11 protein-coding genes are annotated in these 16,725 nt (G+C 68.4%); 4 read left to right on the forward strand and 7 right to left on the reverse strand.

Features of this window, described 5'->3' with window-relative positions; all coding sequences use genetic code 11:
- Positions 1-79: 79 nt before the first annotated feature.
- A complete protein-coding gene (locus U6958_RS10140; protein ID WP_074920974.1) occupies positions 80-1,537 on the reverse strand; it encodes an NAD-dependent succinate-semialdehyde dehydrogenase in 1,458 nt (485 codons plus the stop codon).
- 31 nt (positions 1,538-1,568) lie between these two features.
- Positions 1,569-2,897, reverse strand: a complete 1,329-nt coding sequence (gene gabT / locus U6958_RS10145; RefSeq protein ID WP_074920973.1) for a 4-aminobutyrate--2-oxoglutarate transaminase — start codon at positions 2,895-2,897, stop codon at positions 1,569-1,571.
- 147 nt (positions 2,898-3,044) lie between these two features.
- On the opposite strand from gabT, the gene U6958_RS10150 reads away from it, so the two are divergent.
- Both U6958_RS10150 and U6958_RS10155 read left to right on the forward strand, forming a co-directional pair.
- Positions 3,045-4,553, forward strand: coding sequence for a PLP-dependent aminotransferase family protein (locus U6958_RS10150; RefSeq protein ID WP_074920972.1), 1,509 nt, complete (start codon positions 3,045-3,047; stop codon positions 4,551-4,553).
- Positions 4,554-4,631: 78 nt separating this feature from the next.
- A complete protein-coding gene (locus tag U6958_RS10155; protein WP_016447586.1) occupies positions 4,632-5,138 on the forward strand; it encodes a GNAT family N-acetyltransferase in 507 nt (168 codons plus the stop codon).
- Positions 5,139-5,250: 112 nt separating this feature from the next.
- On the opposite strand, the gene U6958_RS10160 is transcribed toward U6958_RS10155, so the two are convergent.
- The 5 genes from U6958_RS10160 to U6958_RS10180 form a co-directional block, all read right to left on the reverse strand.
- Positions 5,251-5,730, reverse strand: coding sequence for a CYTH domain-containing protein (locus tag U6958_RS10160; RefSeq protein ID WP_074920971.1), 480 nt, complete (start codon positions 5,728-5,730; stop codon positions 5,251-5,253).
- Positions 5,731-5,879: 149 nt separating this feature from the next.
- Positions 5,880-8,315 (reverse strand): RNA polymerase sigma factor RpoD, encoded by a 2,436-nt coding sequence (gene rpoD, locus U6958_RS10165; protein WP_016447584.1) that lies wholly within the window; start codon positions 8,313-8,315, stop codon positions 5,880-5,882.
- 260 nt (positions 8,316-8,575) lie between these two features.
- Positions 8,576-10,612 carry a DNA primase gene (gene dnaG / locus U6958_RS10170; protein WP_016447583.1) on the reverse strand — a complete coding sequence of 679 codons (2,037 nt, stop codon included), beginning with the start codon at positions 10,610-10,612 and terminating at the stop codon, positions 8,576-8,578.
- A 41-nt stretch (positions 10,613-10,653) separates the two neighbouring features.
- Positions 10,654-12,870, reverse strand: coding sequence for a HAMP domain-containing sensor histidine kinase (locus tag U6958_RS10175; protein ID WP_074920970.1), 2,217 nt, complete (start codon positions 12,868-12,870; stop codon positions 10,654-10,656).
- Positions 12,867-13,592 (reverse strand): response regulator transcription factor, encoded by a 726-nt coding sequence (locus U6958_RS10180; protein ID WP_016447581.1) that lies wholly within the window; start codon positions 13,590-13,592, stop codon positions 12,867-12,869. The genes U6958_RS10175 and U6958_RS10180 overlap by 4 nt, the downstream gene beginning before the upstream one ends.
- 265 nt (positions 13,593-13,857) lie before the next feature.
- Here U6958_RS10180 and U6958_RS10185 point away from each other — a divergent pair, with 265 nt between their 5' ends.
- Both U6958_RS10185 and U6958_RS10190 read left to right on the forward strand, forming a co-directional pair.
- Positions 13,858-15,195, forward strand: coding sequence for an SPFH domain-containing protein (locus tag U6958_RS10185; protein WP_070080942.1), 1,338 nt, complete (start codon positions 13,858-13,860; stop codon positions 15,193-15,195).
- 3 nt (positions 15,196-15,198) lie between these two features.
- Positions 15,199-16,671: a hypothetical protein gene (locus U6958_RS10190; protein ID WP_074920969.1), complete on the forward strand. Its 1,473-nt coding sequence runs from the start codon at positions 15,199-15,201 to the stop codon at positions 16,669-16,671.
- Positions 16,672-16,725 lie beyond the last annotated feature (54 nt).

Raw genomic sequence — 16,725 nt, forward strand, 5'->3', positions numbered from 1 at the left:
GCGCCCAGTCTAGCCAGGCTGCCGTCGAAGGCCCATGCCGTCTTCCCTGCCGGGTGCCATTGCGGACGTCAGGCAACCCTCATGCCGTCTGCAGGCACAGGTACTTGGTCTCCAGGTATTCCTCGATGCCGTGGCGCGAGCCCTCGCGGCCCAGGCCGGACTGCTTGACGCCGCCGAAGGGTGCGACCTCGTTGGAGATCAGGCCGGTGTTGATGCCCACCATGCCGTACTCCAGCGCGCGCGACACGCGCCAGATGCGGCGGTTGTCGTTGGTGAACAGGTAGGCGGCCAGGCCGTAGATGGTGTCGTTGGCGCGGCGCACCACCTCGTCCTCGTCATGGAAGCGGAACAGCGGCGCCAGCGGGCCGAAGGTCTCTTCCTCGCAGACTTGCATGCTGTCGTTCACATCGACCAGCAGCGTGGGCTCGAAGAACAGCTGGCCCGGCACCGGGCGCCTGCCGCCCGCCAGCAGGCGCGCGCCCTTGGACAGCGCATCGGCCACATGGCTTTCCACCTTCTGCACGGCCGCCTCGTTGATCAGCGGGCCATGCGTCACGCCGGGCTCCAGGCCGTTGCCGACCTTGAACTCCGCCATGGCCCGCGCCAGGCGGCGGGCCAGTTCGTCGTGGATGCCGTCCTGCACATAGATGCGGTTGGCGCACACGCAGGTCTGGCCGGCGTTGCGGAACTTGGAGGCCACGATGCCGGCCACGGCCTGGTCGATATCGGCATCGTCAAACACGATCAACGGTGCATTGCCGCCGAGCTCCAGCGACAGCTTCTTGACCGTGTCGCTGCACTGGCGCATCAGCAGCCGCCCGGAGGCCGTGGAGCCCGTGAAGCTGAGCTTGCGCACCACGGGGCTTTGCGTTAGCGCCTGGCCGATGTCCTGCGGATGGCCGGTCAGCACCTGGAAGACGCCGGCGGGAATGCCGGCCTCCTCGGCCAGCACGGCCAGGGCCAGGGCCGTGAAGGGCGTGCTTTCGGCCGGCTTGACCAGCATGGTGCAGCCGGCGGCCAGCGCCGGGCCGGCCTTGCGCGTGATCATGGCGGCCGGGAAATTCCAGGGCGTGATGGCGGCGCACACGCCAATGGGCTCGCGCAGCGTGAGCAGCTGCTGGCCTGCGTTGGGCGACTGCAGCAGCTCGCCGTCCACACGCTTGCCTTCCTCGGCAAACCATTCGATGAAGGAGGCCGCATAGGCGATCTCGCCGCGCGCCTCGGCCAGGGGCTTGCCCTGCTCCAGCGTCATCAGCCGCGCCAGATCGTCCTGGTGCGCCAGCATCAGGTCGAACCAGCGGCGCAGGATGCCGGCGCGCTGCTTGCCCGTCAGCGCGGCCCAGGCGGGCAGGGCACGCTGTGCGGCGGCGATGGCGGCCTCGGCCGCGCCGGCCTGCAGGGCGGGTACCTGGCCCAGGCGCTCGCCCGTGGCGGGATTGAAGACATCGATGGCGGGGCCGGAGCCCACGGGGTGCCAGCCCTGGGCAAGCAGGCAGGCCTGGCGGAACAGATCGGGGCGTTGCAGTGAAAGACTCATGGTGCGGGAAGGCTCAGGCTGTGGAATGGATTCAGGCCGCGACCGGCTGGGGCGCGGTCTGGGTGATGGCGTTGGCGATGATGTCCAGCGCCTTGCCGAACAGCGGCTCTGGAATCGTCAGCGGATAGAGGAAGCGGATGGCGTTGCCGTACAGGCCGCAGGTCAGCAGCAGCAGGCCTTGCTGCTGCGCACGCTGGACGATGGCGGCCACGCGCTGCGCGTCCGGCGCACCGCTGCCGGGAATGTGGAATTCCACGGCCAGCATCGAGCCCAGGCCGCGCACTTCGGCGATGCCGGCATCCTGCGTCTGCAATGCCTGCAGGCGCGAGCGCAGCTGGCTGCCCAGTGCCAGGGCCCGCTCGCACAGGCGCTCTTCATCGATCACATCGAGCACGGCATGGGCTGCGGCCACGGCCAGCGGGTTGGCGGCATAGGTGCCGCCCAGGCCGCCGGGGTGGGGTGCGTCCATGACGGCCGCGCGGCCGACCACGCCCGAGATCGGCAGGCCGCCGCCCAGGCTCTTGGCCATGGTGATCAGGTCGGGCCGCACGCTGTAGTGCTCCATGGCAAACAGCTTGCCCGTGCGTGCAAAGCCGGTCTGTACCTCGTCGGCGATCAGCAGCATGCCGTGCTGGTTGCACAGCTGGCGCAGGCCCGTGAACAGCGCGGCAGGCACGGGGTTGAAGCCGCCTTCGCCCTGTACGGGCTCCACGATGATGGCTGCCACGCGCTGCGGGTCCACCGAGGTCTTGAGCAGCATGGCAATGGCGTCCAGCGACTGCTGCACGCTGATGCCCTGCACATCGCTGGGGAAGGGCGCGTGGAAGACTTCGCCCGGCATGGGGCCGAAGCCCTGCTTGTAGGGCGCCACCTTGCCCGTCAGCGCCATGCCCAGCTGGGTGCGGCCGTGGAAGGCGCCCTGGAAGGCGATCACGGCCGAGCGGCCCGTGGCATGGCGGGCGATCTTGACGGCGTTTTCCACCGCCTCGGCGCCCGTGGTGAAGAAGGCGGTCTTGGCCGGGCCGTCGATGGGCGCCAGTGCATTGATGCGCTCGGCCAGTGCGATGGCGCTTTCATAGGGAACGATCTGGAAGGCCGTGTGCGTGAAGCACTCCAGCTGGCGCTGCACGGCCTGCACCACGCGCGGATGGCGGTGGCCCGTGTTGAGCACGGCAATGCCGGCCGCGAAGTCGATGTACTGGCGGCCCTCGGCATCGGTCAGCAAGGCGTTGTCGGCCTGCACGGCATGGAAGCCGCACATCACGCCCACGCCGCGCGGCATGGCGGCGGTGCGCCGGCTCTGGAGTTGCTGGTTGACGGACGAGGCTCTGGTGGTGTCGTTGGTGGCGGCGCTGGACATGGGAAGGTCTCCGTTGAGGTGGCTGCAATGCTTACGGTTATAGTGGCGATTGGTTCCATGAATGGAGCCATCTTTTGAAAAGATGATGGTGCCAATCGAGTTCGCCACCATCGCTTCCACAAGGCAGGCAACGCAGGCAAGGCAGACATGGCAAAACCCTCCGTGTGCGCGGACCTCATCCTCCAGATGGACTGGCGCGGGCTGGGCGGGGACCGCGTCCGCCTGAACCGGGCCCTGTACCTGGCGCTGCGCCAGGCCGTGGACAGCGGGGCCCTGTTGCCGGGCAGCCGCCTGCCGGCCTCGCGCGACCTGGCCCGCGAGCTGGATGTGTCGCGCAACACCGTCAACCATGCCTATGAGCAGCTGCAGGTGGAGGGCTATGTGCGCAGCCAGGTCGGGCGTGGCACGCAGGTGGTCGACACCCTGCCTGCGGCCATGCTGCTGAGCGGCGGACGTGCACCCGCCCGCCGCGCTGCCGCCGCAGCGCCTGCGCCTGGCGGCGGCCTGTCCGTGCAGGCACAGGCCTTGCTGAAAACCGCCCAGGCTTCGGAGCAGCAATGGGGCGCCTTCATGCCTGGCGTGCCCGACGTGACGCAGTTCCCGCGCGCCGCCTACGCGCGCATCCACAATCGCCTGCTGCGACACGCCGGGCCGCAGCTGCTCACCTATGGCACGCGCGGCGGCGTGGAGGCGCTCAAGCAGGCGCTGGCCGAGCACCTGCGCGTGGCGCGCTCGGTGAACTGCGCGCCCGACCAGGTGCTGATCACAGAAGGCGTGCACCAGGCCATCGACCTGGTGGTGCGCAGCCTTGCCGACCCTGGCGACTGCGTCTGGATGGAGGAGCCGGGCTACTGGGGCATCGCCAACGTGTTGCGCATGCAGCACGGGCTGAGCCTGCACAGCGTGCCAGTGGACGAGGAGGGCATGCATCTGCCGGACTGCCTGCCCGTGCCGCGGCTGATCTTCGTCACTCCCTCGCACCAGTACCCGCTGGGCGCCGTCATGAGCATGGCGCGGCGCCGCGCGCTGATCGCCTACGCGCGCCGGGTGGGGGCCTGGATCGTCGAGGACGACTACGACAGCGAATTCCGGTTCTCCGGCAGCCCTGTGCCCAGCATGCAGGGCATGGAGGAGGACGCGCCCGTCATCTACATAGGCACCTTCAGCAAGACCCTCTACCCGGGACTGCGCATGGGCTACATGGTGCTGCCCCCGACCCTGGCCGAGCCGCTGCGCCGCATCCATTCCGAGCTGTACCGAGAGGGTCACCAGCTGCCGCAGCAGGTCATCGCCGAACTGATCGTGGAAGGCCACTACGCCGCCCACATCCGCAAGATGCGCCTGCTCTACGGCAAGCGCCGCCGCATGCTGATGGCCTTGATCGAGCGCTATCTGGGCGCCGACCACCTGCCCTGGGTGGATAGCGGCGCGGGGCTGCATTTCGTGATGCAGCTGCCCGGGCAGGACGATGATGTCGTGCTCGCCGAGGACCTCCGGCAGGCCGGCATCTTCGTCAAGCCGCTGTCGCGCTACTACGCGGGTCCGCACCGGCGGCGTGGCCTGCTGCTGGGGTATGCCTGCGTTTCCGAGGAAGAGATAGGCGCAGCCTTCTTCCGCATGCTGGCAGTGCTCGGAGCCCGGCATGGCCGGCGCTGAGGCCCGGGCCGGACCATCCGGCCGGGCGCCGCCTTGGCTCCCGATGCCAACCCTTTTTTGTCTGCCTAAGGACGCACCATGATCTCCATCCGCCCCGTTGAACCCCATGAATGGCCGCAGTACCGGGATATCCGCCTGCGTGCCCTGCGCGATGCACCCGACGCCTTCGGCAGCACCTGGGAGTCGGAGGCCGCAAGGGTTGACGCGGACTGGGCTGCGCGGCTGCAGGCCGCCGTTGCCGGCGGCAGGGACAGGGTGCTCTTCGCCGTCAACGGCGGCCAGGCCTGCGGCCTGCTCTGGTGCAAGCTGTGTGCCCCCGAGCCCGGCGTGGCCGATCTCTTCCAGATGTGGGTCGATCCCGCCGTGCGTGGCCGGGGTGCGGGCCAGGCCCTGCTGGCCCAGGCCGTCGCCTGGGCCTGGCACAAGGGCATGCAGCGTGTGCGGCTGGGTGTGACCGATGCCGACTCTCCCGCCATGCGCCTGTACCTGGCGAACGGCTTCCGGCCTGTGGGCGGGCTGCAGCCGCTGCGCGAGGGCTGCGAACTGCGCGTGCAGACGATGGCCCTGGACCGGGCCGGCGGCTGAACCGCTGCACAGCGCAGGAAGTTCCGGCAGTCAGTCCCTGCGGCCTCTGTCGCCCCCTGGTGGCCCCCTGTAGCCCCCCGTAGCCCCGGGGCGTCCACAAGGCCGTCCTGCATCAGCCCGGCAGCACGGCCGGTGAAGGCACCTGCCGGGTCTTGGCCAGTTGCGCGTTGCTGTAGCGAAGATCAGCGGTGACCTCCGCTCCCAGCCAGGCGGGCGAGGGCGGCTGGATATCCTCGCTGGCCAGTTCGATCTCGGCCGTGACCAGCCCGGCCAGCGGGCCTTCGAATACATCGACCTCGAAGTCGAAGCCGTCCACCGTCACGATGTAGCGCACCTTTTCGAGTGCGCCATGCGCGCAGTGCTGGGCCAGCAGCGTCTCGGCGTCGGCCAGCGGAATCCGGTATTCGAATTCGGCGCGGCTCATGCCGCGTGCCGGCCCCTTGAGCGTGAGAAATCCGGCGTCCCCGGCGATGCGCACCCGCACCCACATGCCGTTGTCGGCGATGTATCCCTGCGCCATGCGCACGCCGGTCAGGCCGGTCACGACGCCGGGGTCGGCCACAAGGTACTTGCGTTCGATTTCGATAGCCATGCTGATGCCCTTGCAGACAAAGGCGGCAGTCTATCGCGCCACCGTCGCCCTGCCCGGCAGATGGCTCGCCACAAACAAAAAGCCCCGCAGGGGAGTGCGGGGCTTTTCAGGGGGTGGTTGCCGGCCCGGGGGCCGGCATCCACAGCGCCTTACAGCGAGTCGATGAAGCTGCGCAGCTTGTCCGAGCGGCTCGGATGCTTGAGCTTGCGCAGGGCCTTGGCCTCGATCTGGCGGATGCGTTCGCGCGTGACGTCGAACTGCTTGCCCACTTCTTCCAGCGTGTGGTCGGTGGACATTTCGATGCCGAAGCGCATGCGCAGTACCTTGGCTTCGCGCGGGGTCAGGCCGTCGAGGATGTCCTTGACCACGTCGCGCAGGCCGGCCTGCATGGCGGCGTCCACGGGAGCGGTGTTGTTGGTGTCCTCGATGAAGTCGCCCAGGTGCGAATCGTCGTCGTCGCCGATCGGCGTTTCCATGGAGATCGGCTCCTTGGCGATCTTCATGATCTTGCGGATCTTGTCTTCCGGGATCTCCATCTTGGCCGCCAGGATGGACGCATCGGGCTCGAAGCCGAACTCCTGCAGATGCTGGCGCGAGATGCGGTTCATCTTGTTGATGGTCTCGATCATGTGCACCGGGATGCGGATGGTGCGCGCCTGGTCGGCGATCGAGCGCGTGATGGCCTGGCGGATCCACCACGTGGCATAGGTCGAGAACTTGTAGCCGCGACGGTATTCGAACTTGTCCACGGCCTTCATCAGGCCGATGTTGCCTTCCTGGATCAGGTCCAGGAACTGCAGGCCGCGGTTCGTGTACTTCTTGGCGATGGAGATCACCAGGCGCAGGTTGGCCTCGATCATCTCCTTCTTGGCGTCACGGCTGGCGCGCTCGCCGTCGTTCATGCGCTTGTTGATGCGCTTGAGCTCGTCCAGCGGCACGACCACGCGCGATTGCAGGTCGATCAGGTTCTGCTGCAGTTCCTGCACGGGCGGGACATTGCGCTCCAGCACGCTGCTCCAGGGCTTGCCCGCCGCGACCTGCTCCACCACCCACTGCAGGTTCAGCAGGTTGGGCGGGAACTGGGCGATGAAGGTTTCCTGCGGCATGCCGCACTTGTCCACGATGATCTTGCGCAGCTCGCGTTCCTTCTTGCGCACGTCATCGACCTGGGCACGCACGAGGTCGCACAGCTTCTCGATGGTCTTGGCCGTGAAGCGGATGGTCATCAGCTCTTCGGTCAGGGCCTTCTGCACCTTGATGTACGTGGGCGTGCCGTAGCCTTCCTTGTCGTACACCTTGTGCATCTTGTCGAAGTTCTCGCGCATGGCGTCGAAGCGGCGCAGCGCCTCGTTCTTGAGTTCTTCGAGCTTCTTGGTCAGTGCCTTGGAGCCGCCCTTGCCGTCGTCGTCGTCCTCTTCGTCGTATTCGTCGAAGTCTTCTTCGGCCACGTAGTCGTCGTTCTCATTGGCGTTGACGAAACCGTCGACGATGGTGGAGATGACGACCTTGCCTTCGCGGATTTCCTCGGACATGGCCAGGATTTCTGCGATGGTGGCGGGCGAGGCCGAGATGGCCTCCATCATGTCCATCAGGCCGCCTTCGATGCGCTTGGCGATTTCGATCTCGCCTTCGCGCGTCAGCAGCTCCACCGTGCCCATTTCGCGCATGTACATGCGCACGGGGTCGGTGGTGCGGCCGAATTCGGAGTCCACCGTGGACAGGGCGGCTTCGGCCTCTTCCTCGGCTTCCTCTTCGGTGGTGGCGGATTGGCCCGTGTTGTTCAGCAGCAGGGTTTCCGCGTCGGGGGTCTGCTCGTAGACGGCCACGCCCATGTCGTTGAGCATGGAGATCACGACTTCCAGCGTCTCGGCATCGACCAGCTTGTCGGGCAGGTGGTCGTTGATTTCGCTGTGCGTCAGGTAGCCGCGCGTCTTGCCCAGCTTGATCAGCGCCTTCAGGCGCTGGCGGCGGGTGGACATTTCCTCTTCGGTCAGGACGGTTTCGTCCAGGCCGAATTCCTTCATCAAGGCCCGTTCCTTGGCCTTGCTGATCTTCATGCGCAGGGGCTTGACCTTTTCAGCCGGGGCCGAGGAGGCCTCGACCTCGACTTCCACTTCGGTCTCGACTTCGCCTTCCACTTCGCCATCGATGTCGCCATCGATGTCCGACAGGTCGGCGTCGTCCATGTCGTCGCCCGCTTCCTTGGCCTTGGGCTTGCGGCCGCGCTTGGCGGGGGTCTTGGCTGCAGCGGTGGAAGTGGCGGCCTTGGCCGGCGCCTTCTTGGCGGCAGCAGGCTTCTTTTCTGTCTGGGCGGGGGCGTCGTCGCCTTCGGCTGCCTTCTTGCGGCCACGCTTGGGCGTCGCGGCGGCGAGCAGTTCGTCGGCCATGGCTTTGAGTTCGGCTTGGGACTTGGTTACCACGTCGGTATCTTTCTTTGCTTTGGCCGCAGATGCGGCGCTCTTCGGTCCTGCAGCGGCTTTGCCGGCACCGGCCTTGACGGCCGGGGCTGAAGAGGTTGTCGAAGTCTTGGGCTTCGCTGGAGCTTCGGGGGCCTGCTTGGACTTCACGGACTTTGAAACGGGCATGAGCACCTCACGGTCGGGAGCGAACACACACAAAGGGAAACTCAAACAAGCGCCGCCTAAGCGCGCGCGGACGGACTAGGCCCGCCAGGGAAGCGTACATATTCCAGGCAAGATGTCTGGGCGATCATTTGGTGTGCAGTCCTTGCGGGAAATTGGGCCGTGCAGTTGCTGCAATCACGTGAGTTCGTCACGGGGCCCGGTCCGGAGGTGCTGCTGTCGCTCTTGCCGATAGCCCCCAATTATATCTGCTTACCTCGATTTCAAGAGGAAGTGCGCATCTGGTTTTCCAGGGCCTGCTGTCGGGCAAAGAGATCGCGATAGCGCTGGGCGGCGCTGGGGTCCCGTGCCATGTCGCGCAAAGCTTCGTCGATCTGGGCCTTGATGTGGACGATGACCATGCGATTGAGGACATCACGCAACTCACGGCGCAGCTCGGGCAGTTCGCCCTCGGGATGCGCGTGGGGGCCGCTCATGAGCCTGTCTGCCAGCGTTTCGTGAGGCAGGCCGCGCAGTTGTTCGCGCAGCACGGCAAAGGGCCGGGCACCGGATTCCTGGAACTGTGCCTCCATCCAGCGGAACATGGCGCCATGTTCGCCTGAGCAGTGCGCCAGTGCCTCGAAGTCCTCGTGGGTGAGTTCTTCCATGAATTCCATGTGCGCCATGAGCAGGCGTGCCGCCTGGTCGGTGCGTGTGGCTGGCGCGCCACGCGGGCCCATGGGGGGCGGGTTGAAGTCGGCCCGGCCATTCTTGTCCCAGGGTTTGCGCGGCCAGGGCTTTTTGCCGCCGCGCCCGGGCTCGCCGCTGCGCCAGCCGCCCGCGCCGCTTCCATGGCCGCCACGCTCGTGCCAGCCCGAAGGCGCGCCGTATTCGACAGGCTGGCCCCAGTCGGGCGCGGCCGGTGCATGGCCGGCCTGCTGGCCCGGATGGGAAGCACCGCCGGCCATGGAGCCCCGCGCCGGGCCGCTGCGAGCGGCTTCCTGCGACCACAGGTCGGAGAGGTCGCGCGCATCGAGCTGCACGAGTTCGGCGATCTCGCCCAGCAGCTGGCGCTTGAGCGCGCCGTCAGGCAGGGCCGTCCACAGGGGGCGGGCATTGCTGGCCATGTGGGCACGGCCTTCGGCCTGGCCCAGGTCGCAGCCTTCGCTGGCCGCCTCGATGAGAAAGCGGCTCAGCGGCAGCGCGTCGCCCACGTAGCGGGCAAAGGCTTCGCTGCCGTATTCGCGGATGAAGCTGTCCGGGTCGTGTTCGGCGGGCAGGAAGAGGAATTTGACGCTGCGCGTGTCGCTGGCATAGGGCAGGGCCGCATCGAGCGCCTTGCGCGCGGCGCGCCGGCCCGCCCCGTCGCCGTCGAAGCTGAAAACGACGGCGTCAGTAAATCGAAACAGTTTGTGAATGTGATCGGGCGTGCAGGCCGTGCCCAGCGTGGCGACGGCGTTGGCAAAGCCCAGCTGGGCCAGGGCCACCACGTCCATATAGCCTTCGGTGACCAGCGCATAGCCCATGTCGCGCAGGGCGGTGCGGGCCTCGAACAGGCCGTAGAGCTCGCGCCCCTTGTGAAACACCGGGGTTTCGGGCGAATTCAGGTATTTGGGCTTCTCGTCGCCGAAGACGCGGCCGCCGAAGCCTATGCACTCGCCCTTGACGTTGCGGATGGGAAACATCAGCCGGTCGCGGAAGCGGTCGTAGCGCTTGCCGTCGTCCTCGCCGACGATGACCAGGCCCGATTCTTCGAGCTGCGGATCGTCGTAATGCGCAAACACGCTGGCCAGGTTGCGCCAGCCGGCGGGCGCATAGCCCAGGCCGAAGCGCCTGGCGGTTTCGCCCGAGACACCGCGGCGCTTGAGGTATTCGATGGCCTGGGGGGAGGCCTTCAGGTGCTTGCGGAAAGATTCGCCGGCCTTTTCCAGCACGTCGGTGAGGGTGGCCTGTTTCTGCTTCTGGGCGGCCTGACGCTCGCGCTCGGCCGGGCTGATGTCGTCCTGCGGCACCTGCAGGCCGACCTGACCGGCAAGATCCTGCACCGCTTCGACGAAGCCCATGCCGGCATGGTCCATCAGAAAACCGATGGCGTTGCCGTTCTTGCCGCAGCCGAAGCAGTGATAGAACTGCTTGCTGGGGCTGACGGTGAAGGAAGGCGACTTCTCGCTGTGGAAAGGGCACAGGCCCATGAAGTTGGCGCCGCCCTTCCTGAGCTGTACGTAACGGCCCACGATGTCGACCACGTCGACGCGCGCGAGCAACTCCTGGATGAACGATTGGGGAATGGACACCCGCGTATTGTGCCTTCGCGGGGCCATCCGGCCGTGCCCCGGGGGCACTGGCCGGCAGCGCCCGGCCCTCAGCCCAGGCGCTGGAAGGTCAGCGTGAAGGCCACGCCATCGCGCGTGTTGTGGGCCCTGATCGTGCCGCCCATCTTGGCCATGTAGGTCCTGGCCACGAACAGGCCCTGTCCCCGGTGCTCGGCGCCGCTGGCGGCAGAAGGCTCCTGGGGCGCGGACACCCCCAGCTCGAAGATGCGCTCCAGCAGGTCCTCCGCAATGGTGGCGCCCTGGTTGTGCAGCGTGGCGCTGGCGGTGGACTCGGAGGCCGACAGCGACAGCGTGATGGCCGTGCCGGCCGGACGGTAGCTGTCGGCATTGCGCAGGATGTGGGTGACCACGTCCTCCAGGGCAAATTCGTCGGCGCGCACGATCACGGCGCCGGCGGCTCCCGCGCTCCCGCTCTTGTTCCCACTTTCGTAGACCACATCGGCAATGCCCGCATAGTGCGCGTTGGCCGCCACGTGGCTGAGGAAGGCGTCCAGGTCCAGCCGGCCCTCCGGCACTGTGGCGGCCTGCAGCGCCTCGGCCGGCGATGCCGTGCCGTAGAGCACATGCACGGCCTGCTGCATGCGCTGCACATAGCGGTGGCCGGGGTCGTCGGGGCCGTACAGCACCATCAGCGATTGCAGGGGCGACATGATCTCGTGGCCCACGGCATGCCACATGTCCCGCTCCTGCTGGGCGCGCAGCTGCTCGCGCTGCAGGTCGTCCTTCACGCGCTGCAGCAGGTCGGCCAGGCCGCCGGCCAGAATGCCCAGCTCGTCGGAACCACGCAGGTCCGACACTTCGAGGTCGCCCAGGCGTGGGCCGACATGGCCGTCCTGCACGTTGTACGACACGGCGGCGGCGCGCCGGGTGAGGGCGGTCACGCGGCGGATCAGCCCCAGCTCGACGATCAGCCAGGCCAGCGCAATGGCGGCCAGCATGGCGCCCAGGTACCAGGACAGGCGCGTGGCCACGGCGGCCAGGCCCTGCTCCACATCGCGCGGGTGGCCGGTGAAGCTGACGGTGTAGTTGCCCGTGGGCGTGTCCAGAATGTCCTGGCCCGTGGGCACGGCCGGGGTCATGGTGGCGGCGGAGACGCCGGCTGCATGCAGCGGCAGCCAGCTGATCAGGCGCAGCAGCCAGGGCGCCGACGGCGCGGCCTGCACATCCACGCCCTTGAGGGTGATGGCGCTGGCCTCGTCGGCACCCACCTTGCGGATCTGCACGCGCTCGCCGGGCAGCAGGCTGCGCGAGATGTCGTTGAGCGAGGCGGCCAGCTGCGCCCCCGGCGCATTGCTGTCGAACAGGGGCGCGGCCGCCTCGCCCGGGGCCAGCATTTCCACGCGCACACGCATGCTGCCCAGGTCTTCGGGCGGCCAGACGGGGCGCACGTCCCTGCGGAACAGGGCCTCGCGGAACAGCTCGACCGGCAGGCGGATGGAGTAGTGCGTGCGGCGCAGGCAATCGGCTGCAGGGGGCGTCTTGTCATTGCCCGCATGGCCCTGCACGCCAGGCGGCAGGTCGCGGCAATGGCCGTTCTGCCAGAGCCAGCCACGGAAATCGCGCACGGGCCGCGCGCGGGCGTCAAGCTGGGGCGTGCCGTTGTCCACAAAGCCGGTGAGCCGGCCGTGCTCGCCGTTGCCGGCCCTGCTGCCCTGCTGCGGCATGGCCTCATAGGGGGCGATCCAGCGGTAGGTGCTGCCGCGCATGTCCAGCGTGATGCGGGTGCGGTGCGCCTGGGCGGGCTCGCGCGAGCCGCGCTCGCGCGGTGTCAGCTCGCCTGCGAAGAAGCTGCCCACCAGATAGATGAAGCCGCCTGCGTAGGGATTGTTGCCGATGGCCGCGCACAGCGAGGCGCCATCGGGATACTGCACCGAGCAGCCGGCCATCTCCACGGCCTGCTGGGACTTTTGCGGATCGTCGAAGTCGATGGCCGCGTAGGGCAGCAGCAGCGGCGCCAGCGGTGTCACGCCCTGGCCCAGGTGTCCGGCATTGAGCAGGGCCAAGCGTCCCGAAGGATGGCGCAGCCGCGCCATGACCTCGGCCTGGCTGCGCACAAAGCCGTGCTGGTAGGCCTGCCAGGCGCGTTCCTTCTCGTCCTTGAGCACCACCACGCTCAGCGCCACCGTGGCCACGGCCAGCAGCACGAACACGCCGCGCAGCAGGATGCGCTGGCGGAAGGCGGCCAGGCCCAGGCGCGGAACTTCCAGCCGGGGCAGCTCCAGTTTGGGGTTGAGCAGGCGCTTCATGCGCGGGCGGCGGCGCCGGCCTGGCCCACCCAGCGAAAGCCGCGCATGGGTACGTTCTCTATGCCTTCGAAGCCCGGGTCCACCTCGCGCAGGGCCTCGCGGATGGTGCTGACGTGCTTGCGCACGTTGTCGCGGTTGCGGCCGCTTTTGACCACCTCGAACAGCTCGTCGTAGGACACCACTTCGCCGCTGCGCTGGTGCAGCGTGGCCAGGATGCGCTGGGCCGTCAGCGGCAGGTTGATGCGCTCTCCGCGCCAGGTGGGCGTGCGCTGCCACAGCGGGTCCAGCACCAGGGCATCGCCTGCGGGCGCTGCGGCGGCCTGCGCGGCCACGGGCGCCGCACGCTGCGTGGTGCGCAGGATGTCGAGGAAGGTCTCGATGAAGTCCGCCTCCTCGAAGGTGGTCTTTTGCAGGTAGTCCCAGGCGTCCAGCGCTTTCATGATGCTGCGGTAGATGGCGGCCGGCATGGCCGAGACCACCAGCACCGGCGTGCCCTGGCCCAGCTTGTTGATGGCGTTGATCAGGGCCACGCCGGCATGGCGCTCGCGGCCCAGCTCGATGTCCAGCACCACGGCGTCGTAGTGTTCGCGGGCCAGGGCGGCCTCGGCCTCGTCGCGCGTGAACCACTGGTCGATCACGATGCCGCTGCGCGCACTGCGTATCCATCCCGCCAACTGGTTGCTGGTGGGCAGGTCGTCTTCGATCACGGCGATACGGGTCATGGGGCTGTGCAGGGGTGGGGTCGGGGAGGCCGCCGTGGCGGTGTTCGCGGGATTATCTCGGCCCTGCGCCGGCCCGGGTGTGAGTTTTTCTTCCGGGGCCGGAGCGTTTGCGCCGCCGGTGTGAGCGCTTTGGTCCGTGCGCTGCGTTGTTGCTTCCGGGGTGGATCCGAACAATCGGTCCTCAATGAGCCACCCCTGTTTCCGGTGCCTCAGAAACAACCAACAACAGCCAACAACAGCCATCACAGCCGAGAGAGAGAACACCATGAAAGCCACCTGGAACCGCATCATGCAGGCCCTGACGGGCCGCAAGTCCGCCCGCCTGGACGGAGCCGGCACCGCCGATTTCTCCGAGCCTGCAGCCGACGCCGGCACGCTGCCGTGCAACGCGCCCCGCCGCCAGCCCGTGGACTGGGCAGTCCTGCTGCCCACGGCACGTACCGTGCGCTGGCTGGCCATCGGCGCCGTGGTGGTGGCGGCCGGCCTGGTGGTGGTGCGCAACCCGCCCGTGCAGCACCTGGAGCAGGGCACGCTGGGCGTGCGCCTGAACCAGTTCACGGGCTCCGTCAGCCTGTGGCGCGATGGCAGCGTGTGGGTGGTTCCGGGCCTGCACACGGTGCGCGTGTTCTCTCTGCGCGACCAGAGCTACCGTCCGGAGGCCATGCGCCAGGCCAATGGCAGCGCACCCCTGCAGTCGGTCGAGGGCCTGTCCCTGGGTCTGGACCTGAACGTGCGCTATGCGCTTGATCCCGCATCGCCCGCCGTCAAGGCCGGCAACCTGCCTCTGGACATAGGCGGCGACATCGTGGAGCCCGCCGTGCAGGGCCTGGTCTACAAGGTGTTCGCACGCTACACCGTGCGCGAGATCTTCTCGACCAAGCGCGCCGAGATCGCCCAGATCATGGAAACCGAACTGCGCACGCGCCTGGCGGCCGACGGCGTGACGCTGCGCAGCATCCAGATCGGCAAGGTGGACCTGCCCGCCGAGTACCGCCGCGGCATGGACAGCCTGCTGGCCGAGGAGCTGGCCTCCGAGAAGATGCGCTACACGCTGGAACTCAAGGACAAGCGCGTCAAGGAAACCGAGCTGGACGCCAATGCCGACAAGGTGCGCCGCGAAGTGGCCGCCGAAGCCGCCGCACGCGAGCAGGTGATTGCGGCGCGTGCCCAGGAAGAGGCCATGAAGCATGTGCTGCCCTTCAAGCAGCGCCAGATCGAGCAGCGCCAGCTGGAGGCCGAGGCCGAGCGCGTGGCCCGCGTGAAAGCTGCCGAGGGCAGCGCCCAGGCCCGCCGCATCGAGGCCAACGGCGAAGCCGATGCACGCCAGAAGCTGGCCGAGGCCGAGGCCTTCCGCATGGACCGCCTGGGCAAGGTCAACGCCGAGCAGATGGCGCGCGAAGGCACCCTGGTCACGCGCTACCCGCTGCTCATCCAGAAGACGCTGGCCGACAAGCTCTCGGACAAGATCCAGGTCATCATCGCGCCCCCGCCGACCAATGGCGACTTCATCGGCGCGGCCCTGCTGGGCGGCAGCCGCAACGCACAGGCCGGCGCAGCCTCCGTGGCGGCCGAAGATGCCAACGCAGCCGTTCAGGAGCAATAAGCCATGCTGACCGTATCGACCTTGGCCGCCGCAGCGCTGGCCACCGGCATGGGCAGCGCCATCGTGGTGCAGGACCAGGCCAGCCTGCGCGCCGCGCCGCGCGATGGCGCCCAGCAGCAGGCCAGCCTGTGGCAGGGAGAGGTGCTGGAGATCAGGGGCGAACGCCTGGACTACCTCCAGGTCTGGGACCACAAGCGCGAGCGGGGCGGCTTCATCCGCGCCGGCGATGTGCGCCGCGTGGCCATGACCGAGGCCGATGCCCCCGCCTTGCTGGCCGTGCTGCGCTTCGTGCAGGACACGCCCGGTGCCGAGGCGCTGGGCATCGGCCTGGCGGCCGCCTACCTGCAGGCCGCGCCCGCCAGGACCCTGGCCGGCGCCGAAGGCGCGCAGGCCTTCGACGCACTGGGCGGCTTTGCCGACCGGCTGGCGCGGCGCGCCTCCGCAGCTGCGCCCGGCAAGGCCTCGGGCGCCACGCTGTCGGCCCACCTGGATGTGGCCAACGGCTACGGCCTGCGCTTTGCGACCTATGAGGTCGAAAGCCGCATGCAGGTCTGCTATGAAGGCGAATTTTTCCGCCGCGTGCTGGCCATGCCCGCCGCCGACGCGCCGCAGCGCGCCCGCGCCGCCCTGGCGCTGACACGGCCCGAATGCGTGGACCCCGATCTGCCGGCCCATGAGCGCGCCCGCCTGTACGCCTGGCAGGCCGATGTGCTGGAGCGCGTGGATGTGACCGGCCTGCCGCCCTACCTGCGCGGCCGCGTGCAGATGCGCCGCGCCAGCGTGTGGGGCGCGCTGGCCTTTCAGCAGGCGCGCAAAAGCATGGCCGACCCTGCCGTGGCGGCATCGGCCGCCCGGGCGCTGGCCGAGTTCACGGGCGTCAGCAAGTCCGAGCTGCCCGATGAAGACCAGAGCGCCTACAACGACGCGGCCATGCGGGTGAGCGCCGTGCGCTGGGCGCTGGCGCCTGTTGCTGCTGCGGCTCCTGCTGCCGGAGCCCGCCCGACGCTGCTGACCGAGCCCGGTGCTGCCGGCGAAACCTGCGTGCTGCTGGTGGACGCCCAGCACGGCGCCAAGGCCCCTTTGCTGCGCCGCTGCACCTATGGCCTGGTGTGGGCTGCATCGGCCAGCACCAACCGCGAGGGCACGGCCGTGGCCCTGGCCGTGCAGCCGCTGGAAGGCTGGCGCGAACTGTGGGTGCTGCGCAAGACCGAAGGCGGCTGGCTGGCCGATGTGCTTCCCCCCGCCGCCACCGCGCCGGAGACCGGCGTGGCCGAATGGGCGGGCTGGGTGCCTGGCGGCCAGCTGATGCTGGTGGCGCGCGAGGCCCGTGGCCAGGGCCGCTACCGCAAGAGCTTCGAAGTGGTGCGGCTGGACGGCCTGGCCACCGAGCGCGTGACCGGCGATGTGTCCGCCCTGCCGCTGTTCCAGCGCTGGCAGGACCCGGCCTGGAAGCGCCAGTCCCTGAGCCTGCGCTGAAGCAAAAAAAAAGCCTGCACCGGTGGGGTGCAGGCTCGTCTCCAACGATGCCTG

The organism is Delftia lacustris (assembly GCF_040267515.1).
GTDB lineage: Bacteria > Pseudomonadota > Gammaproteobacteria > Burkholderiales > Burkholderiaceae_C > Comamonas > Comamonas tsuruhatensis.

Coding starts and splice junctions, on each gene's coding strand:
- U6958_RS10140 (WP_074920974.1), bottom strand. CDS start 1,537: ATGAGTCTTTCACTGCAACGCCCCGATCTGTTCCGCCAGGCCTGCCTG.
- gabT (WP_074920973.1), bottom strand. CDS start 2,897: ATGTCCAGCGCCGCCACCAACGACACCACCAGAGCCTCGTCCGTCAAC.
- U6958_RS10150 (WP_074920972.1), top strand. CDS start 3,045: ATGGCAAAACCCTCCGTGTGCGCGGACCTCATCCTCCAGATGGACTGG.
- U6958_RS10155 (WP_016447586.1), top strand. CDS start 4,632: ATGATCTCCATCCGCCCCGTTGAACCCCATGAATGGCCGCAGTACCGG.
- U6958_RS10160 (WP_074920971.1), bottom strand. CDS start 5,730: ATGGCTATCGAAATCGAACGCAAGTACCTTGTGGCCGACCCCGGCGTC.
- rpoD (WP_016447584.1), bottom strand. CDS start 8,315: ATGCCCGTTTCAAAGTCCGTGAAGTCCAAGCAGGCCCCCGAAGCTCCA.
- dnaG (WP_016447583.1), bottom strand. CDS start 10,612: ATGGCCCCGCGAAGGCACAATACGCGGGTGTCCATTCCCCAATCGTTC.
- U6958_RS10175 (WP_074920970.1), bottom strand. CDS start 12,870: ATGAAGCGCCTGCTCAACCCCAAACTGGAGCTGCCCCGGCTGGAAGTT.
- U6958_RS10180 (WP_016447581.1), bottom strand. CDS start 13,592: ATGACCCGTATCGCCGTGATCGAAGACGACCTGCCCACCAGCAACCAG.
- U6958_RS10185 (WP_070080942.1), top strand. CDS start 13,858: ATGAAAGCCACCTGGAACCGCATCATGCAGGCCCTGACGGGCCGCAAG.
- U6958_RS10190 (WP_074920969.1), top strand. CDS start 15,199: ATGCTGACCGTATCGACCTTGGCCGCCGCAGCGCTGGCCACCGGCATG.